This window comes from Virgibacillus litoralis (genome assembly GCF_017873675.1).
Lineage (GTDB): Bacteria > Bacillota > Bacilli > Bacillales > Amphibacillaceae > Lentibacillus > Lentibacillus litoralis.
Window position 1 is genome coordinate 22,662 of sequence record NZ_JAGGKK010000003.1, and the last position, 17,526, is coordinate 40,187.

Consider the following 17,526-nt stretch of genomic DNA (forward strand, 5'->3'; position numbering starts at 1 on the left):
ATGGATTATTTGCTAGTTATGTCTTCTGATATTTTTATAAGATTTGATAGACTAAGTTCAAGACTATCTAAAGGGCTACCAGGACAAAAATCTTGTTCAACTGCATAGTATTCTACATTATTTTTTTCTCCCCAAGTTAAAATCGGTTTAAAATCAATAGAACCTGTTCCTATTTCAGCATAATATTCTCTATCATCGTTGGTCATGTCCTTGAGGTGCAAAATAGGTATTTGATTAGGGAATTTTTCAATATAGCTTATTGGATCAATTCCAGCTTTTTTAACCCAATATGTATCAATTTCAGGATGAATAAAATGACTTTCCTCTGGTCCTAAAATATAGTCAAGAGCAAACTTGCCATCAACTAAGGTTTTAAATTCGAAGTCATGGTTATGGTAACCTACCCTGTAACCTAATGGTTTAACTTCTTTAGTTATATCAAGTAGGTCCCTTCTAACCTTTTTGTACCCAGCAAGATTTCGCATATCTTCTTCTAACGAAGCACAGAAGAAATCTGTTGTTCCAAATAAATCAGCTTCTTTAAGTACTGCCTCAAGCTCTTTGTTCATTCTTTCTAGGCTCACATGCATACCAGCTGTTTTTAGACCAGTTTCTTGTAATACCTCCGCTATTTCTTCCTTAGGGTAACCGAATAATCCATCAATTTGAACAGCTTCCCAGCCCATTTTTTTCAACTCTCTTAATACTGATGGAAAGTCTTTACTGATTTCATTTCTAAGTGTATATAATTGCGTAGCGAATTTATGCTTCATCTATTACACTCCCAATCATTGAATTGGCTTGTAAATCTAACCAATCCACTTCCTGTTTAGTAAGTCCAATTTCTGCACCTTCTATAGAAGAAACTAGCTCTGCTATTTTTTCAGGGCCAATAATTGCAGCAGTCGGAAAGTCTTGATTTAGCACATATGCTAGAGCGATTTGGATCGTACTTACCTCTTTTTCTTCAGCAAGTTTCTCTGCACGCCTGTATCGTTCCCAGTTATCTTCACTGTAATATACTCTAACTATCTCTTCATTTTCCCTAATTTCAGGACTAAAGTTACCACTAAAAAAACCACCTGCTTGTGATGACCAGGCAAAAAGTGGCAACTGATTCCCACTATGCCAATTCAGCATTTCATCATCTACTGATACACATCCAGGCCATCTTGGTTCATTGCTTTTAGCCAAACTTAAATTGGGACTATTAAACATAAATCCTATTAAACCATTTTTATCTGCATAAAGGTTTGCTTCATGAATTCTTTGATATGACCAATTTGATGTACCGATTGCGTGAATCTTCCCTGATGCGATATGTTCATTTAACAATTCGATTATTGGACCAACCGGAACACTTTCGTCATCTCGGTGAAGAGCGTAAAAGTCAATGTAATCTGTTCCTAGTCGCTCTAAGCTTTCATTAATATCTTTTGTAATTGATTTGGGATTCACGCGATTTCCTGGTTCCCCATCATCTGGATGCGCGCCTTTTGTAAGAATGTAAATATCACTTCGGTCTTCTCGACCGCTGAGCCATTCTCCCAAAATTCTTTCACTGTCAATATATTGATGAGCTGTATCTAGTACATTACCGCCTAATTTAATGAATTCGTTCAGAATATCATAGATATCATTTTTATTTTTAAATTGATGAAAACCACCTGAACCCATTATTAAACGGGAACACTTTTTTTCAATTGGTTGATTTCTATTAAACCCATTTAGAATTTGATACTTCAAGAAAATACCCCTTTCTAAGCCCTTCACTATTTAGTTAATTTCTTGTAAAAATTTCGTTCTTTCTTCAATCATAATATCTGGCACGTTGGTATCCATCGCATCCACATTCCACTCTAACAATCTTCTACAAACCTCAGTACTGTCACTCATACTTCCGTGCACTAGAAATCCTGCATTGTGAAGTTCTCCTATTATACTCGGTGACAAGTGAATAATAGGGGTATTTAGTACTTGAGCATTTATAGAATCGAGATAGCCGATTGGATTAACTATAAGTGATGCCGATATCGCGTTAGTCATTATTTTCTTATTATATTTTCTTATATCCAACAACGATTTATGATTAAAGGACATTAGTTGGACTTGGTCTTCCATCTGATAATACTCAACTAATCCAACAACCTTTTTTGCGAGAGGTTCATTTAAAAATTCCATTTGTTTAAGTTCTATATTGATCCATACTTTATCTTTAGCCCATGCTAAAACTTCTTCTAATAGAGGTATTTTCTCAGCCTTATTTCCCTTTAGGAGACTTGATTTTATATCTAGCTTGTTAATTTCTGATACTGTCCGTTCACCAATAAATCCATTTCCATTTGTGTTCTTTTCAAGATAAAAGTCGTGGTACACCACCACTTGTTCGTCCTGTGTAAGGTGAACATCTAATTCCAACATATCAGCGTTTAATTCAACAGCCTTTTTAAAAGCCGACATCGTATTTTCCGGGAAAACTTTAGAAGCTCCTCTGTGGGCACCAATATAAAATAAGTGGTTTCCCTGATATATAGAATCGATATTAACCATCTACTTCCTATTAAAAAATTTTATTTTGTGAGTTATCTTCCGTTTTAATAGCATTATCGTTAGATTTCCCATAACTTAAAACTGTATGGACACCTTCTAAATCTCTTAAACCTAGTATAATTTTTTCTATATATAAGTTCGATTTGATTTTAAGCTCTAGACAAATCTCATCTTCTGCCTTATTACTATTTAACGTATTAATGTGTATAACAATAACTTCATGCTCTTCAAGATATGAAGTAACCCTACTTAAAACACCTGGTTGATCTCGCATTGTTAACGATATATCCCATTTCGATTTCCTAATAATCCTTTCTTCAAAACGAGGTAAGATGATAAACACAATTAAAACTAGAATTGTACAATAAATACCCATAACATAATTTCCGGAACCAACAGATAAGCCAATACCCATAGAGATGCTGCGGTAGTAAGTCCAGAAACTATAAATTAGGTCCAACTAAAATTGCACCAGCTGTTAAAAAACAATCCCATTTATGACTTGAGCAGCTAAACGAGCCGGGTTCATATCTGACATTTGGATGGTCGTTCCAACCTAAAAATCCGTAAATAGAAAGTAGCATTAAAAAAACAACTTCCTAATGAAACGAGTAAATGGGTTTTAAAGCCCGCGTGTTTATTTGAATGTTCTCTTTCCCAGCCATCCATCCGATCCTTATTTTCTAATTTTCTATCATTCTATACATTATGTTTTTATCTATAAAATTCACTTATCACTGATTTTCAAAATAAATTGGATTACTGAGTGCAGCTAGCATGTTTTGTTTTGCTTGTGGAAAATAACGCCAAACTTCCACTCGGTAGAAAGCTTTACTATTAACATCAAATGACATTTCAACGTGGTCCTGTTCCTCAGAAACCTTTTCTTCTATTTCTACACCTTTATTTGAGTAGACTTTAATGACATCTCCAATTTCTACCTGACTAACAACTAAGTTAACTTTCTTATCTAATTGGTTACTTACATCTCCCACCATGCAAGTGCCATTAGTAAGATTAATAAATGGACCGTCTGGTGCATAGCTCAGAACAACGTGTCCTGTATCAATCGCCTGGAGTATTCCTGAAGTAGTTAGGGAATCACCATAAACCCATGTAGTCGGCATTCCATGTTTTACATAAGGATCAGGGCGATGCGTGTCACTTCCGCCAACTGCTACTAATCTTCTTCCAGAAACTAGTTGGTTGTGCCACCATTCAAGAGCGTTTTTATTATCCTCTCGCCACGGTCCATTCCATACCTCTACCCAATCATAATCAAAGTCCCATTCCCATTCCCAACCGGTATTACTACAATGAGGATGGTTTAATGAGATGGTTGCACCTTTATCACGGGCTTCCTTTAATCTACTATGGAGTTCTTCCATCGTATTAACTCTAAAATCCAAGAGAGGGTCTTTTACACCATACAGATTTAAATGGCCTTTATTAGTCGTTAGTTCCATCCCTGGAATAAAAAGAACTTCTGTTTCTCGCGGATATGAATAATTTTGACTAGAGGTGTTATGGTCTGTTAAACCCATAAAGTCTAATTTTTTCGTTTTAGCAAATTCAGCATTTTCTCTTAATGTATATTTCCCGTCACTATGGACACTATGAACATGTAAATCTCCTCTTAACCATCTGTACTGATGGGGTGTAAATTCAACCGTTAGTATTACCTCACAACTACTAGGAGCAACTTTGTAAGTTCCAAGCATAACAGCCCATTTACCTTCATGAAGCTCCCCGTGAAGATATCCTGGAGTTGCTTTAGATTTAGATACAAAGAATTCTGTTCTTGCACCACCACTCCAACCTCTGGTTCGATAAGGGTCTTTTACACCTAAATCAATTACGTTCACTGAGTCCTTTTCTGATTGCGCATCCATTGTTACCTTTATTTGTTCAGTTCCTTTAGGAACATTGAATTCAATTTCCAAATATTGACCTTGTTCATCAGGGGTAATTACTCTTGTAAGTATTTCTACATTAAGTCCGTCCTGATTTTTCCCCATATTTCGTTCCTCCTCATACAACTTTAAATTATAATCTATTCTTTCGTTGACCCTAGCATAATCCCTTTAACAAAATACTTTTGAGCAAATGGATAAATAACTATTAGGGGTAGTATTGCAATCATTATTCCTGCCATTCGAACATTCGGGGTGATAAAATCACTACTTGACGTTGCATCATTAGACAATATCATGGAGCGAAGTGCTATTTGCAACGTATATTTTGTACTATCGTTGATATAAAGTAATGCAGGTGTAAATTGATTCCATCTACTAACAAATTCAAACAATGTTACTGTTGCAAGGCCCGGCTTAGCTAGAGGCAAATATATATTGAAAAGAATTTTGAAATCATTTGCTCCATCCATTCTCGCCGACTCTGCCAATTCATATGAAATGTTCATAAAAAAGTTTCTAAGTAATAGAACACTGAATCCCGAAACTAAACCATGGATAACTAATGAAGCTAACGTGTTAAGCAAGCCAAGATCTTTATTTACAATATATAAAGGAATCATTATTGCTTCCCCTGGGATCATCATCGTTAACAATATTAAACTCATCATTAACCTTTTTCCCGGCAAGCCCTTTTGAATTAGCACATAACCAGCTAATGCAGACAGCAGAACATGGAAAAATGTCCCTATAACTGTTACTAATACGTTGTTATAAAATGGGAGCCACAGATTCATTTTTTGCCAAATTGTCACGTACCCCTCAAAGCTTATTTCTGTTGGAATTATCTTTATTCCAGATTGCATAGACGCTATGTTAGATGATAAAGAAACTGTAAGTGTATTTAATAATGGAACAATCATGGTAGCGACTAACAAAATTAAGAAGACGATATTAAGAACATAAAAGGTTTTGTATTTCTTACTCCATTGCTTCCATTTCTGCATGTTTAGGCCTCCTCATCAAATCTTAATAACTTTCTTGCAATTAAAGTCAAAATTAAAGTAGCAAAGATAACAAAGAAAGAAGCTGCTGTTGCCACTCCCATATCAAACTCTAAAATACCTTTTTCATAGGTGTACACCATTAAAACGTCTACCTCTCTGGCAATAGTAGGATTTCTCATGATAAATATTTGATCAAATATTTTTAGAACACCTAACAAGTTTAATAGAAATACTACTTTCATGGTTGGATATAATTGAGGTATTAGAATATGGCGGATTTCTTGCCAACGAGTGGCACCATCTATTTTTGCTGCTTCATATAATGTCGGGCTAATCCCCACGATTGCAGCTAAATAAAGGATACATAAAAATCCTACATCCTTCCAAATAGCAGTAAATACCATCAGAGGTTTAGCATATTTTTCTTGAGTAAAAAAGTGGATTGGTTCTCCTCCAAATACTTTAATGATTTCGTTTACTAATCCACCATCAGGTGATAGTAAATAAATCCATATCCCTCCAATAATTACCCATGAAAACAAATGGGGAAGATAAATAACCATTTGTGTGAACTTTTTAAATGAAACTTTTAAAACCTCATTCAATGAAATTGCAACTAGGATAGGGAACGAAAAACCAATGAGCAATATTCCTCCACCTATTAACAAAGTATTAACTAGCACTCGCCAAAAAACAGGATCACTAAGTACAGTAATATAATTTTGAAGACCGATATATGTATTATCTCCAATTATCCTAAATTCTTGGAAACTGATCATTAATCCTCTAGCCAACGGGTAATAAGCAAATAACAAAAAGTAGATCGCTACTGGTGCTATCATCAAATAAAGCGTCATATGTTTTTTGAATATATTCATTAAATCATCACCCCTTTATGTAGGTTAGTGTAAAGAAGAAGAGGGTAAATCACCCTCTTCTATAGCAAATTAATAGTCTATTAAACCAGCATCCATTAATTCTTCATGCATCTTATTAACTGCTTCTTTTGCTGGGATTTCACCCATCATAGCTTTGAAAGCATAGTTTTGAACTATTTTTTCAGCCTCTGGCCAATCTTCCGTAGAGGTTTCTAGTGTTGCATGCTCAAGAATAATTTCTTGTGCCTCTTCAACTCCTGGAAGTGATCCAATAGGATTTTCCCAATTGGTATTGTTTGGAACAACAACCCCATGGTCCATACTATGTTCTTTACCAATTTCTGTAAGTTCATATTTACCATCTGTAAGTGTATAATCATGACCTTCTATTCCAAGTGTACTTAGTACGTTTCCTTTTTCCGAATGCCAGAATTCAAGAAATTCCTTTGCAACACCAGGACTTTCAGCATTTACAGGTATAGCCCACAAACTTGGATCACCTCTACGAAGAATAATGTCTCCTTCTGGGCCAACAGCTCCAGGGATTCCTTTTGCTTTAAACTCTGTATTAGGATCATCTTCTAAACGAATATTATTGAATAATCCAACCCAAGCATCCCAGTACGTTACCATTCCAACTCTGTCTGTTAAGAATAGTTCTCTCATTTGACTTGTTTCATTTGTAGCGAAGTTAGGATCTAACAATCCTTCTTCATAAAGCTTCGCAAACCATTCTAGTACAGGTACAGCTGCTTCAGAAGCGATAGGAATAGTTCTTTCCCCTTCTTCGTTATATACATATTTGTATTTAACTCCCTCTGCACTTAAGAAACCTTGAATATCATAAAGTCCAGCTGTAGAAAGACCGTACGTATCGTCTTTGCCATTTCCATCCGGATCTTGTTCTTTAAATGCTTTAAAGACATTGTAGAAATCCTCTAGTGTTTCAGGCTGTTGAAGATTTAATTTTTCCATCCAATCTTGACGAACAATCGGCATTGTTCCACCTTCAAATTTATTGAAGACTCCGTAGTAGTTGCCATCTTCATACTCGATAAGATCCCATTCTTTTTCAGGAATCACCGTAGTATCTGACAATATATCTGATTCTGCAATCTGATCACTTATTTCTGTAAGAACACCTTGGTCTACTAAAATATCCATTAAGTTTTTAGTTAACAAGACTAGGTCGAATTTTTCACCAGATGACATAGCAGTTAAGAGCTTCTGATCGTAATCTGCTGGTGGTTTTACTAATTCTACTTTTATATCAGTTAGTCTTTCAATTTCTTCTACGAAAAGTTCATTTTCCTCAGGTGTTTTACCACCCACAACATTCGATAGGATACGTAACGACTTATCCCCTTCTGTTGCTTCCCCTTCATTATCAGTACCTTCATCATTACATGCAGCGAGTATCATTATTAAACCCACAAGTATTGCAATAATTAAGTATTTGAATCTAGTATCTTTTCTCATTTACTTTGCCTCCTTTGAATGCTTACACTAAAAAAACTTTACTTCTTGCAAAAAACTCTTTAAATGCATTAAGAGTTAATAAAACGAGTACCTGTCCTTTTAGACCCCTAGCAAGCGCTTACAAATTATTTTAAAAATGTCACCTCTTGGCATCCCCCCCTAAAAGAATAAACCGGTTTAATTTTACTAAGTAGTTGTTTTTTTATGAATCGCGTATTACTAATTTCGCGCTTATCATTTTTTTTCTTGGCGCTGGTGTTTTATTCAACACATTTAATAGGACTTCTGCTGCTTCTTGACCTAGCTTATCTGGAAACAATTCAACACTTGTTAATTTTGGTGTTGTTTCTAGTGCTAGTGTTTCGTTATTACCTAACGCTACAATTGATAAGTCACCAGGGACGTTTATCCCAAGTTCTCTTGATGCTCGCATAGCTCCTAAGGCTACTCTGTCTGTATCTGTTATTACCGCAGTGAATTTATCTGATGAGAATTTTTCTAATAAACTCCGGTAACCGTAATCAGATGAATTTTCAAAATCCGATTGATTATAATATAGAACATTCTCTTCGATGAATTCTAAATTGTAATTTTCAAAAGCTTGCTTCAATCCTTCTTTTCTATCTTCCGCAACAGTCATATGTGGACTAGCATTAAAAAACAATATTCTTTTATGTCCATTTCCGATTAAATATTCGCCAACCTCTTTAACAATTTCCACGTTATTGTTATCTACAAAATATGTCCCGCCATCTTCTTTCTCTGGCCTTCCTATTAAAACGAACGGCATTTCAAATCTTTTGTATTGGAGGACTCTTGTATCCGAATCACACGGGTTCAATAAAATCACTCCATCTACTGGGTCGTTGGAATAGAGTGGTGAATTACTATTTTCAGAGAATCGATCTAGCAACACTCTGTATCCAAACTCTGAGCACTTTTTTACTACGCCGTTAATTACTTTCGTTTCAAAAGCACTTAATTCAAACTCTGAGGAAATTGGCATTTTCAATGCAATTGTCATTGTTTTCTTAGTTGCTAAACTTCTAGCAATTTGATTAGGTGAATAATTAAGCTCTTGTGCGATTTTCATAATTTTTTCGGTTACAACTGCACTAGCAGGTCTTTTCTTACTAAATACATTTGAAACTGTTCCTTTAGATACTCCAGCCTTTTTTGCAATATCATCAATAGTTACCATTGTCTTTTTCCCCTTTTATTTAACCGGTTTAATAAAATGTAAGTGTTTTCATCATATTCTAAAAGTTCTAACAAAGCAATAGATAATATAAAAAAATATTTCTATTTCTTCATATTATCTATTAGATTTTTTCTAAATTATAATAGTTAAAAACGTTGGTATCCACTTTTTTAAAAACAATCAGGGGTTAGTAATTAACTATATTTGAAATTTAATACATTGGTCTGACATAATATTAAGATTATTATGGAACAATATCATCCTCTTGGCTCTATTGTTTCATTTTCTGTAAATTATTAAAGCGTTTTAATAAGATTTTCACCACAAAATATGTCGGCATGGTTCCCGACAAAATAGGAAACACAACTGGAAATTGATAAATTAGATAGCCAATCAAGATAAGCCCTGCTATAATAAATGTATTTTCTTTGAAGCTGATAAGCATGATTATAAAGGGTTGTATCAAAAAGCCTTTATGCTCAAGATCAAAGTGTACGTACACTGTAAAAAAATAAAATAAGTTTAAAAAATAAAACGTAAAAACAATTAATAAAAAGTAATAGATACTTGTATATAGCATTCCAGACATACTTTCTGTAAATAATAACCCACCGACAAGTAATAATCCTATTAATACGTAGGTATAACCTAATATATTTATTTTCCAGAAGTTCTTTTTATAATATTGATGGTAGTATTTCCATGTGGAGAAATTATTCTCTTTTTTAAGCCATTGACGTGTCGTAGCAAAAAGGGATACTGTCGCGGGAAATACCCCAAGAATTATACCACCAAGTAAAATATGGATGAACCATATTAAATTTGTAAATATTATTCGGATAACCCATTCAATAAAGTCATTAATTCTTTCAAGCTCTATCACTTCTTTACCCCCTATCTGAGATGTATCACTTCTAGTTGAAATATCATTTAAAATATCAACAAACTAGAATTTTTAGTAAAACTAATATAACTTGTCCATAAAATTTTTATTATACATAAGAAAAGCGCAAGCGCCTGGTTAGCCCCAACAAGCTTAAGTCAAGCCTCTTTGCGTGAAAAAGCGCAACATAGAGGCTTGACTTAAGACCTCCGGCGGGCTAGGCGCTGGGGCTAGACATCGAAGCGCGAAATTTTATACATTATAACCTTTGAACAAAAATATTTGGTCTATTAATCTTTAGTATCCTTTAAATCAGAAGTGGTACCACGAACAATTAGCTCAGGTATAAATAGTATTCTTTTTTTACTAGTTTCAGATCCTTTTTCTATTTCATCAATAATTACATCAACCACTTTTTCACCCATGTCCTCAATTGGCTGGGCAATGGTGGTAAGGGCAGGGACTGTTGTAGTTGCTAGTATAGTATTATCAAAACCAATAACGGAAAGATCATCTGGAATGTTGAGTCCCTTTTCTCTTGCCCCTTGGATTACTCCAATAGCAATTAAATCATTACAAGCAAACACAGCTGTAGGAGGAATTTTTCTACTTAATAGATCCAATATAATTCTCTTACCATTCTCTATTGAAGCAGTTGTTCTCAGTATATTTCCCCTGTCGGGTTTAATATTTTTCGACTCGTATGCTTTTTCATAACCTAATATCCGTATTGTACTTGATTTAACTTCTTCAGCAATAATTGCAATATTGCTGTGTCCTTTTGAAAGAAGGTGGGACGTTGCCATGAACCCACCCTTAAAATCATCGACTGATACAACAGAGATATTGAGAGAAGGATCATTATGTGCAAGAATTATAACTGGAATTTTACTTGTTATCATTTGTTGTAAAAGGTCCTTATTTTGAAAACCAGAAGTAATTATTAAACCATCGATTTGTTTCCGTTGTAAAAGTTCAATATACTTTGTTTCTTTCTCTTGTTTATAGTTGGTACTACAGATAATGACACTTTTGCCTTTATCATGTGCGTGGTTTTCTATTGTTTTGGCTATTTCTGAAAAAAAAGGATTTGATATATCAGGTACTAAAAGTCCCAATGTTTCAGTTCTTTTCCCTGTTAGGGCGGTAGCAACAAAACTGGGATGGTAATTCATTTTTTTCATTACTTGAAGCACTTTACCCCTAGTTGAATGACTAATTCTACCAGTTTGATTAATAACTTTTGAAACTGTAGCAATCGATACCTCAGCTTCTTTAGCTACGTCATATATCGTTGCTTTCATTTGGACTCCACACTTCCTAGTAGGTATTAAAGGTTATATTCCGGCTTTATGCTTAATGTACTTTCTTGCAATTTGAGCATATTCTAATGGATTTGCTTTTGCAGGATCCTGCTCCGCTTCAACTAGTAGCCACCCTCTATAGTCAGAATCCGCTAACCACTTGAAAACCGGTTCAAAGTCAAAATCCCCATCACCTGGAACTGTAAATACACCTTCTTTAACAGCATCAAGAAAGCTTAAGCCTGCTTGTTTGACCCTGCTAGCAATATCTAATCGAACATCCTTTAGATGAACGTGTTTTATACGAGGCAGGTAACGTTTTAATACAGCAAGTGGATCTTCACCCGAAAAGTAAAGATGCCCTGTATCAAACAAGAGATATACTAAACTTGGGTCTGTCTGACTCATTAATTTATCGATATCATCTGTTGTCTGTATCCCTGTTCCCATATGATGGTGAAAAACAATATCCATTTCCTTTTCTTGTGCTAATTCACCTAGTTTGTTCAAACCTTTTGTGAGTTTTTCCCAGTCTTCTTTATTAAAAACAGGCTTATGGTCTAAAACAGAAATATTTTCTTTTTGAATGCTATGACCTTGTTCAGACACAACAATCACTTTAGCTCCCATTTCATATAAAAAATCCCTATGCTTAATGAATTCCTGTTCTGTTTCTTCAAGCGGCATCGTTGTGAGAAAAGCACTAAACCAAGCGCTAGCAACTTCCATATTCCGGAGTGAAAGAGCCTTTTTTAATTTTGATACATCTCTTGGGTATTTGTTTCCAAGCTCCGTACCGGTAAAACCAGCTAGTGCCATCTCACTGATACATTGTTCAAACGTATTTTCACTACCTAATTCTGGCATATCATCATTTGTCCAAGCAATTGGAGCTATACCTAATTTAACACATTCCTTCTTAAACATGTGAATCTTCCTTTCACATTTTAATATTTACGCGCTTTTTTTAGTTGTGTTTCCTTTTCTTCAAACGCTTGAATAATAGATTCCTTTTGGGACACTTCCGCAACACCTAAATGCCACCATGAATCGTAACCAGCAGTCATTGTTTTAGGGAGTACTTTAATATCAATTAATGTTGATCCTACTTGTTTTTTTGAATCTTCTAAAGCTTCATGGAGTTGTTCCAATGTTTTTACCTTATAGGTTTTAACACCATATCCCTCTGCACTTTTCGCAAAATCAATTTGGATAATATCCTCTGTTAGTTGATTGGAATTTTGATTTCTTTTTCTGAACTCTGTTCCGAAACTACCCATTCCGTTGCCCATCTGCAAGTTGTTAATACAGCCAAATCCTGCATTATCCATCAAAATAACATTAATTTTTTTGTTTTCTTGAATACTTGTAATGAGTTCCGAATGAAGCATTAGGTAGCTACCGTCACCAACCATGGCGTACACTTCTTTATCGGGAGAAGCCATTTTAACTCCTAGCGAACCTGAAATTTCATAACCCATACAGGAATAACCATATTCCATGTGGTAAGTGTTTGGTTCATGGCTTACCCACATTCGTTGTAGGTCACCAGGAAGGCTTCCTGATGCACCAACAATAATTGCGTCACTAGCGATCGTTTTATTGACCTCACCTATTACCGCTGTCTGTGTTAGAGAAGAGCCAAGTGCTTCAGCATACTCAGAAAGCTGTTCTTTTGAATAGCCTGAATTCTCAGGGTTAAAATTTTCTGCATGATAATTCGTTTGACAAAGTCGGTCAAATTCGTTTTGCCATTCACTTTTTGCCTCTTTGATTTCTTTATCGTAAAAAGAACTATAGCTATTTTTATCTAATTCCTCTTCTAATAAAAGTAATGTTGCTTTGGCATCGGCAACCATTTTTACAGCGTCAAGTTTATTAGCATGGAACGGAGATATATTTATCGTCAAAAATTCTACGGACTCATTCTTAAATAACTGCTTCGATGCTGTTGTAAAATCTGTAAACCTTGTACCAATCCCTATTATAAGATCTGCATCACCAGCCAATTGATTTGCTGCTAAATTTCCCGTAACACCTACTCCACCTAAGTTTAGTTCGTGTGTACTTTTAATTGCACTTTTACCGGCCTGTGTTTCTGCAATTGGTAGATGGTATTTCTCAGCAAATTTCCTTAGAGTTTCGCCTGATTCAGAATATCTAACCCCACCGCCACAGATGATGATTGGTTTTTTCTTTGATTTTATTAGCTCGATTGCGTCCGCTAATTCATTATCTGTTGGTTTACGGCGCTCAAAGCGGTGAACCCGCTTCTTAAAAAAGTAATCAGGATAATCATATGCTTCCCCTTGGACATCTTGAGGCAAAGCAATAGTTACTGCACCTGTGTTACCAGAGTCTGTTAGGACACGCATTGCATTAATCATGGCCGACATTAATTGTTCTGGCCTTTCAACACGGTCCCAATATTTACTTACTGGTCGGAATGCATCATTTGTCGAGATACTCGCATCATGCGTTTGTTCTACCTGTTGTAAAACTGGGTTCGGTTGCCTAGTAGCAAACGTATCCCCTGGGAGTAATAGTAACGGGATATTATTTGCTGTAGCTGTTGCTGCAGCAGTAATCATATTCGCTGAACCCGGTCCAACAGAGGATGTACAAGCAATCAGCTTCTTTTGATGATTTTGTTTTGCAAAAGCCATGGCTGCATGTGCCATTCCTTGTTCATTTCTCCCTTGGTACACTTCTAATTCATCACTGTATTCTTCCAATGCCTGGCCCATTCCAAGTACATTCCCGTGGCCAAATATGGTAAATATGCCTTTAAATAATTTATGTTCGTTTCCATCAATTCCCATATATTGTTGATTCAAAAATTTAATTAAAGCCTGAGCGGTTGTTAGCATCATCTATATCACCCCTAGATAGTATTAGTTAAAGCCTGATCACTCCCTGTTAATAAATGATTACCAGCGTGCAGTAACTACTTTTTTCCTTGTATAAAAGTTAACTCCATCTTTTCCATTCGCATGTAGATCTCCGTAGAAAGAATCCTTCCAACCTGAGAATGGGAAGAAAGCCATAGGAGCTGGAACACCTATATTAACTCCAAGCATTCCTGCATCAATTGTTTCACGGAATTTTCTTACACTACCACCATGTTTAGTGAATATGCATGCACCATTAGCGAATTTAGACTGGTTAGTGAGTTCCACTCCATCTTCCAAGTTTTTCACACGAGTGATGGAAAGTACTGGAGCAAAAACTTCATCCTGCCAAATTTTCATTTCACTTGTTACATTGTCAAAAATAGTAGGACCAACGAAATAACCTTTATCTTGAATGCCTTTATCATTTCGGCCGTCTCTAACTAAACGAGCACCTTCACTTTCACCTTTTTCAATATATTGAAGTGTTTTTTCTTTATGTTGATCGCGGATAACTGGACCTAAGAATACACCTTCATCTAAACCATTTCCAATTTTGATTTCATTAGATTTTTCAACAAGTAGCTCGATAAATTTATCTGCAATTCCCTCTTCAACTGCTACAACAGAACAAGCCATACACCTTTCACCTGCAGAACCGAAAGCCGCATTAACAATTTGAGTAGTGGCGTTTTCTAAATCTGCATCGTTTAGTACGATTGAATGGTTTTTTGCTCCTGATAATGCTTGAACACGCTTTAAATTTTCTGAACCTTTTTTATAAACATATTCTGCAACTGGTTGCGAACCTACAAATGAAATTGCTTTCACTTTTTTATTTTCAAGAAGCCCATTTACTACATCATGCGCACCGTGAACAATATTGAATACCCCTTTTGGTAGTCCAGCCTCTTCTAAAAGCTCTGCTAGGCGATTCGCAAGTAACGGTGTACGTTCGGAAGGCTTTAAGACAAATGTATTACCAGTTGCGATAGCCATTGGGAACATCCAGCATGGAACCATCATTGGAAAGTTAAATGGAGTTATCCCACCAACTACTCCAATTGGATAACGATACTCACCTGATTCAAGCCCGGTAGCAATAGAGGATAACTGGGAACCCATCATTAATGTTGGTGCTCCAGCAGCAAATTCTACACACTCAATACCTCGGAGCACTTCACCTTGAGCCTCTTTGAAATTTTTACCATTTTCTATAGTTATAATCTCTGCTAATTCATCCCAGTGGTCTACGAGTAATTGTTGATATTTAAATAGGATGCGTGCTCTTTTAGGAACAGCAGTTTCACTCCATCCGGTGAACGCGGATGCTGCAATCTCTACTGCCTGGTCAAGATCCTCTCTAGTAGAAATAGGTACTTTAGCAATAACTTCACCAGTAGCAGGGTTATAAACAGATTCTGTTTTCTCCGCATTTGATTCGATCCATTCTCCATTTACGTAATTCTTTAATGTTTTGTTTGTGTTTGTCATAAATAATTCCTCCAATATTTTTGTTAAACTAATATGATGTGTACTCTTTATTTTGGAAGGGTTATAATTTTTCTGCTCCCCCTATAAATTTATCAATTTCGTCTGTAGATGGCATGGCATCTGAACAACTATGCTTTGAGATGACAATTGATGCAGAGGCACTACCATATTCCATTGCTTTTGATATTTCCCAGTCATGTAACAATCCATAAATAAATGCCGAGGCATAGGAATCACCAGCACCAAATGTTTTGAGAACTTTAGTCTTGAAAATACCGCCTTTGTGTGAGGTACCGTCCTTCATATATGTAATAGATCCACCGGCACCATGTTTAATCACAACGACCTCTGCTTTATAGTCAAACCATTTTTGTGCAGTAATGTGATCGCTTGTCTCATGTGTTTGATATTTCTCCATCATACCGAACTCTTCACGAGTACCTATAATAACGTCACTTTTTTCTGCAACCAGGTTATAGTAAGTGGCTGTCTCTTTTGACGATTTCCATGTATATGGACGATAATCTAAGTCAAAGATAACGACAACTCCATGCTTAAGCGCATAGTCAATTGCTGAAAAAACAGCCTCTCTTGAGGGACTCGCTGCGAGCGCCGTTCCGGAAACCAAGAGTGCTTTTGACTTTTTAATATATTCTTCTGAAACTTCATCTGTATTTAGTAGCAAATCTGCTACGTTGTCACGATACATCAATATACTGCATTCCTCTGGGCTTAGGATTTCTGTGAATGCCAATCCAGTCACTGCGCCAGTATCATCTACGGCAATATTCGATGTGTCTATATTATCTTTTTTTAAATACTGCACTATAAAATTACCCATTTGGTCATCGGATACTTTGCCAATAAAACCGCTTTTCAACCCAAGTCTTGAGGCGCCAATCGCAATATTGGCAGGTGATCCCCCAACATACTTATTGAAAGACATCGTCTCATCCATTGGACGGTTAAATTCATTTGCATTCAAATCAATACATAGGCGACCAATTCCTATTAAGTCTATTGGTCTATCTTGTTTAAAATTAAGTTGATACATGAAATACCCCCGGATTATAGAATAATTTTTAACTATTTTTTATGACATTTTCAAATAACCATTCATGATCTGGATCGTTATGAAATTTCCAAGTTCGAACAGGACCAGCCATAACATTTAGGTAATAAGATTCATAACCTGGGACTGAAGAAACTGGATGGTAGCCTTCCGGAACAAGTACGACATTTTGATTCTCTACACTCAATGTTTCATTCAAACTCCGGTTATCATTATAAACCCGCTGGAACACAAAACCTTGTTTTGGATTTATTTCATGGTAATAAGTTTCTTCTAAGTAAGACTCACTTGGAAGATTATTCTGATCATGCTTATGTGGTGGATAACTTGATGTATTTCCATCCGGCGTAAACACTTCTACTACAAGCAAACTGTCAGCAGGTACTTGCTCAGGAAGAATATTATGAATTTGCCTAGACATTTTACCATGGCCACGATCCTCAACACCTACATCCTTGGAAGAAATTAATCGTGTTGGATGGTTTCCTTTCCCGGGTGCCGTGCATACTGCTAGATTTAGGTCAGTTAGAGCAGTGACTGCGACTGTTTCTTTGGTCGTTACATAAACAGAATAAGGCGGAATTTTTTCAAATACACTCATTCGTTCCCCTATATTTTTATATTCTTGATCTGAAGTTTTCACATCAGCCTTACCGGTTAATAAAACAAAGCAGGCTTCATCTTCTTGCGTTTTTCTTGCTAGGGTCTCACCTTTCTTTAACAAGAAAACTTCAAATCCTACATATTCCCACGCTGCGGACTCGGGGGTGACAGATAGAATCTTTCCTTCGTTATCTCGCCCATTTGGTTTTACTATTAGCTTTGACATTTTTGACCTCCTAATAGGTTTTTTA

16 protein-coding genes are annotated in these 17,526 nt (G+C 35.9%); all 16 read right to left on the reverse strand.

All coding sequences use genetic code 11. The annotated features are described in order from the left end of the window. Nucleotides 1–5: 5 nt before the first annotated feature. Entirely contained in the window at nt 6–773 is a 768-nt protein-coding gene (locus tag J2Z82_RS03885) for a sugar phosphate isomerase/epimerase family protein (RefSeq protein WP_209479481.1), read from the reverse strand. Continuing rightward, complete coding sequence (locus J2Z82_RS03890) at nt 763–1,746, reverse strand: aldo/keto reductase (protein ID WP_245251089.1); 984 nt, start codon at nt 1,744–1,746, stop codon at nt 763–765. Before J2Z82_RS03890 ends, J2Z82_RS03885 begins: the two co-directional genes overlap by 11 nt. 30 nt (nt 1,747–1,776) lie before the next feature. Then, nucleotides 1,777–2,550: a glycerophosphodiester phosphodiesterase gene (locus tag J2Z82_RS03895; protein WP_209479482.1), complete on the reverse strand. Its 774-nt coding sequence runs from the start codon at nt 2,548–2,550 to the stop codon at nt 1,777–1,779. Between the two features lie 10 nt (nt 2,551–2,560). After that, the gene (locus J2Z82_RS03900) at nt 2,561–2,965 is read right to left on the reverse strand and encodes an ACT domain-containing protein (protein ID WP_209479483.1); all 405 of its coding nucleotides are present in this window, start codon (nt 2,963–2,965) and stop codon (nt 2,561–2,563) included. A gap of 319 nt (nt 2,966–3,284) precedes the next feature. Next, a complete protein-coding gene (locus tag J2Z82_RS03905; protein WP_209479484.1) occupies nt 3,285–4,568 on the reverse strand; it encodes a CehA/McbA family metallohydrolase in 1,284 nt (427 codons plus the stop codon). A 35-nt stretch (nt 4,569–4,603) separates the two neighbouring features. Continuing rightward, nucleotides 4,604–5,470 (reverse strand): carbohydrate ABC transporter permease, encoded by an 867-nt coding sequence (locus J2Z82_RS03910; protein WP_209479485.1) that lies wholly within the window; start codon nt 5,468–5,470, stop codon nt 4,604–4,606. A 2-nt stretch (nt 5,471–5,472) separates the two neighbouring features. Continuing rightward, a complete protein-coding gene (locus J2Z82_RS03915; protein ID WP_209479486.1) occupies nt 5,473–6,348 on the reverse strand; it encodes an ABC transporter permease subunit in 876 nt (291 codons plus the stop codon). A gap of 69 nt (nt 6,349–6,417) precedes the next feature. Next, nucleotides 6,418–7,827, reverse strand: coding sequence for an extracellular solute-binding protein (locus J2Z82_RS03920; RefSeq protein WP_209479487.1), 1,410 nt, complete (start codon nt 7,825–7,827; stop codon nt 6,418–6,420). A gap of 202 nt (nt 7,828–8,029) precedes the next feature. Then, nucleotides 8,030–9,028: a LacI family DNA-binding transcriptional regulator gene (locus J2Z82_RS03925; protein WP_209479488.1), complete on the reverse strand. Its 999-nt coding sequence runs from the start codon at nt 9,026–9,028 to the stop codon at nt 8,030–8,032. A 271-nt stretch (nt 9,029–9,299) separates the two neighbouring features. Then, nucleotides 9,300–9,911: a YesL family protein gene (locus J2Z82_RS03930; protein ID WP_209479489.1), complete on the reverse strand. Its 612-nt coding sequence runs from the start codon at nt 9,909–9,911 to the stop codon at nt 9,300–9,302. A 290-nt stretch (nt 9,912–10,201) separates the two neighbouring features. Beyond that, nucleotides 10,202–11,215: a LacI family DNA-binding transcriptional regulator gene (locus J2Z82_RS03935; RefSeq protein WP_209479490.1), complete on the reverse strand. Its 1,014-nt coding sequence runs from the start codon at nt 11,213–11,215 to the stop codon at nt 10,202–10,204. 33 nt (nt 11,216–11,248) lie between these two features. Further along, nucleotides 11,249–12,142, reverse strand: a complete 894-nt coding sequence (iolE, locus tag J2Z82_RS03940) for a myo-inosose-2 dehydratase (protein WP_209479491.1) — start codon at nt 12,140–12,142, stop codon at nt 11,249–11,251. 20 nt (nt 12,143–12,162) lie between these two features. Continuing rightward, entirely contained in the window at nt 12,163–14,088 is a 1,926-nt protein-coding gene (iolD, locus tag J2Z82_RS03945; protein ID WP_209479492.1) for a 3D-(3,5/4)-trihydroxycyclohexane-1,2-dione acylhydrolase (decyclizing), read from the reverse strand. 57 nt (nt 14,089–14,145) lie between these two features. Beyond that, entirely contained in the window at nt 14,146–15,600 is a 1,455-nt protein-coding gene (locus J2Z82_RS03950; RefSeq protein ID WP_209479493.1) for a CoA-acylating methylmalonate-semialdehyde dehydrogenase, read from the reverse strand. 61 nt (nt 15,601–15,661) lie between these two features. Next, a complete protein-coding gene (gene iolC, locus J2Z82_RS03955) occupies nt 15,662–16,654 on the reverse strand; it encodes a 5-dehydro-2-deoxygluconokinase (RefSeq protein ID WP_209479494.1) in 993 nt (330 codons plus the stop codon). Between the two features lie 28 nt (nt 16,655–16,682). Next, on the reverse strand, nt 16,683–17,501 hold the full coding sequence (gene iolB / locus J2Z82_RS03960; RefSeq protein WP_209479495.1) for a 5-deoxy-glucuronate isomerase: 819 nt from the start codon (nt 17,499–17,501) through the stop codon (nt 16,683–16,685). Nucleotides 17,502–17,526 lie beyond the last annotated feature (25 nt).

Bases quoted from the DNA above. Each gene is read 5' to 3' on its own strand.
- J2Z82_RS03885 (WP_209479481.1), bottom strand. From the start codon at position 773: ATGAAGCATAAATTCGCTACGCAATTATATACACTTAGAAATGAAATC.
- iolD (WP_209479492.1), bottom strand. From the start codon at position 14,088: ATGATGCTAACAACCGCTCAGGCTTTAATTAAATTTTTGAATCAACAA.
- J2Z82_RS03915 (WP_209479486.1), bottom strand. From the start codon at position 6,348: ATGAATATATTCAAAAAACATATGACGCTTTATTTGATGATAGCACCA.
- J2Z82_RS03925 (WP_209479488.1), bottom strand. From the start codon at position 9,028: ATGGTAACTATTGATGATATTGCAAAAAAGGCTGGAGTATCTAAAGGA.
- J2Z82_RS03895 (WP_209479482.1), bottom strand. From the start codon at position 2,550: ATGGTTAATATCGATTCTATATATCAGGGAAACCACTTATTTTATATT.
- J2Z82_RS03920 (WP_209479487.1), bottom strand. From the start codon at position 7,827: ATGAGAAAAGATACTAGATTCAAATACTTAATTATTGCAATACTTGTG.
- iolC (WP_209479494.1), bottom strand. From the start codon at position 16,654: ATGTATCAACTTAATTTTAAACAAGATAGACCAATAGACTTAATAGGA.
- J2Z82_RS03950 (WP_209479493.1), bottom strand. From the start codon at position 15,600: ATGACAAACACAAACAAAACATTAAAGAATTACGTAAATGGAGAATGG.
- J2Z82_RS03900 (WP_209479483.1), bottom strand. From the start codon at position 2,965: ATGGGTATTGGCTTATCTGTTGGTTCCGGAAATTATGTTATGGGTATT.
- iolB (WP_209479495.1), bottom strand. From the start codon at position 17,501: ATGTCAAAGCTAATAGTAAAACCAAATGGGCGAGATAACGAAGGAAAG.
- J2Z82_RS03905 (WP_209479484.1), bottom strand. From the start codon at position 4,568: ATGGGGAAAAATCAGGACGGACTTAATGTAGAAATACTTACAAGAGTA.
- J2Z82_RS03910 (WP_209479485.1), bottom strand. From the start codon at position 5,470: ATGCAGAAATGGAAGCAATGGAGTAAGAAATACAAAACCTTTTATGTT.
- iolE (WP_209479491.1), bottom strand. From the start codon at position 12,142: ATGTTTAAGAAGGAATGTGTTAAATTAGGTATAGCTCCAATTGCTTGG.
- J2Z82_RS03935 (WP_209479490.1), bottom strand. From the start codon at position 11,215: ATGAAAGCAACGATATATGACGTAGCTAAAGAAGCTGAGGTATCGATT.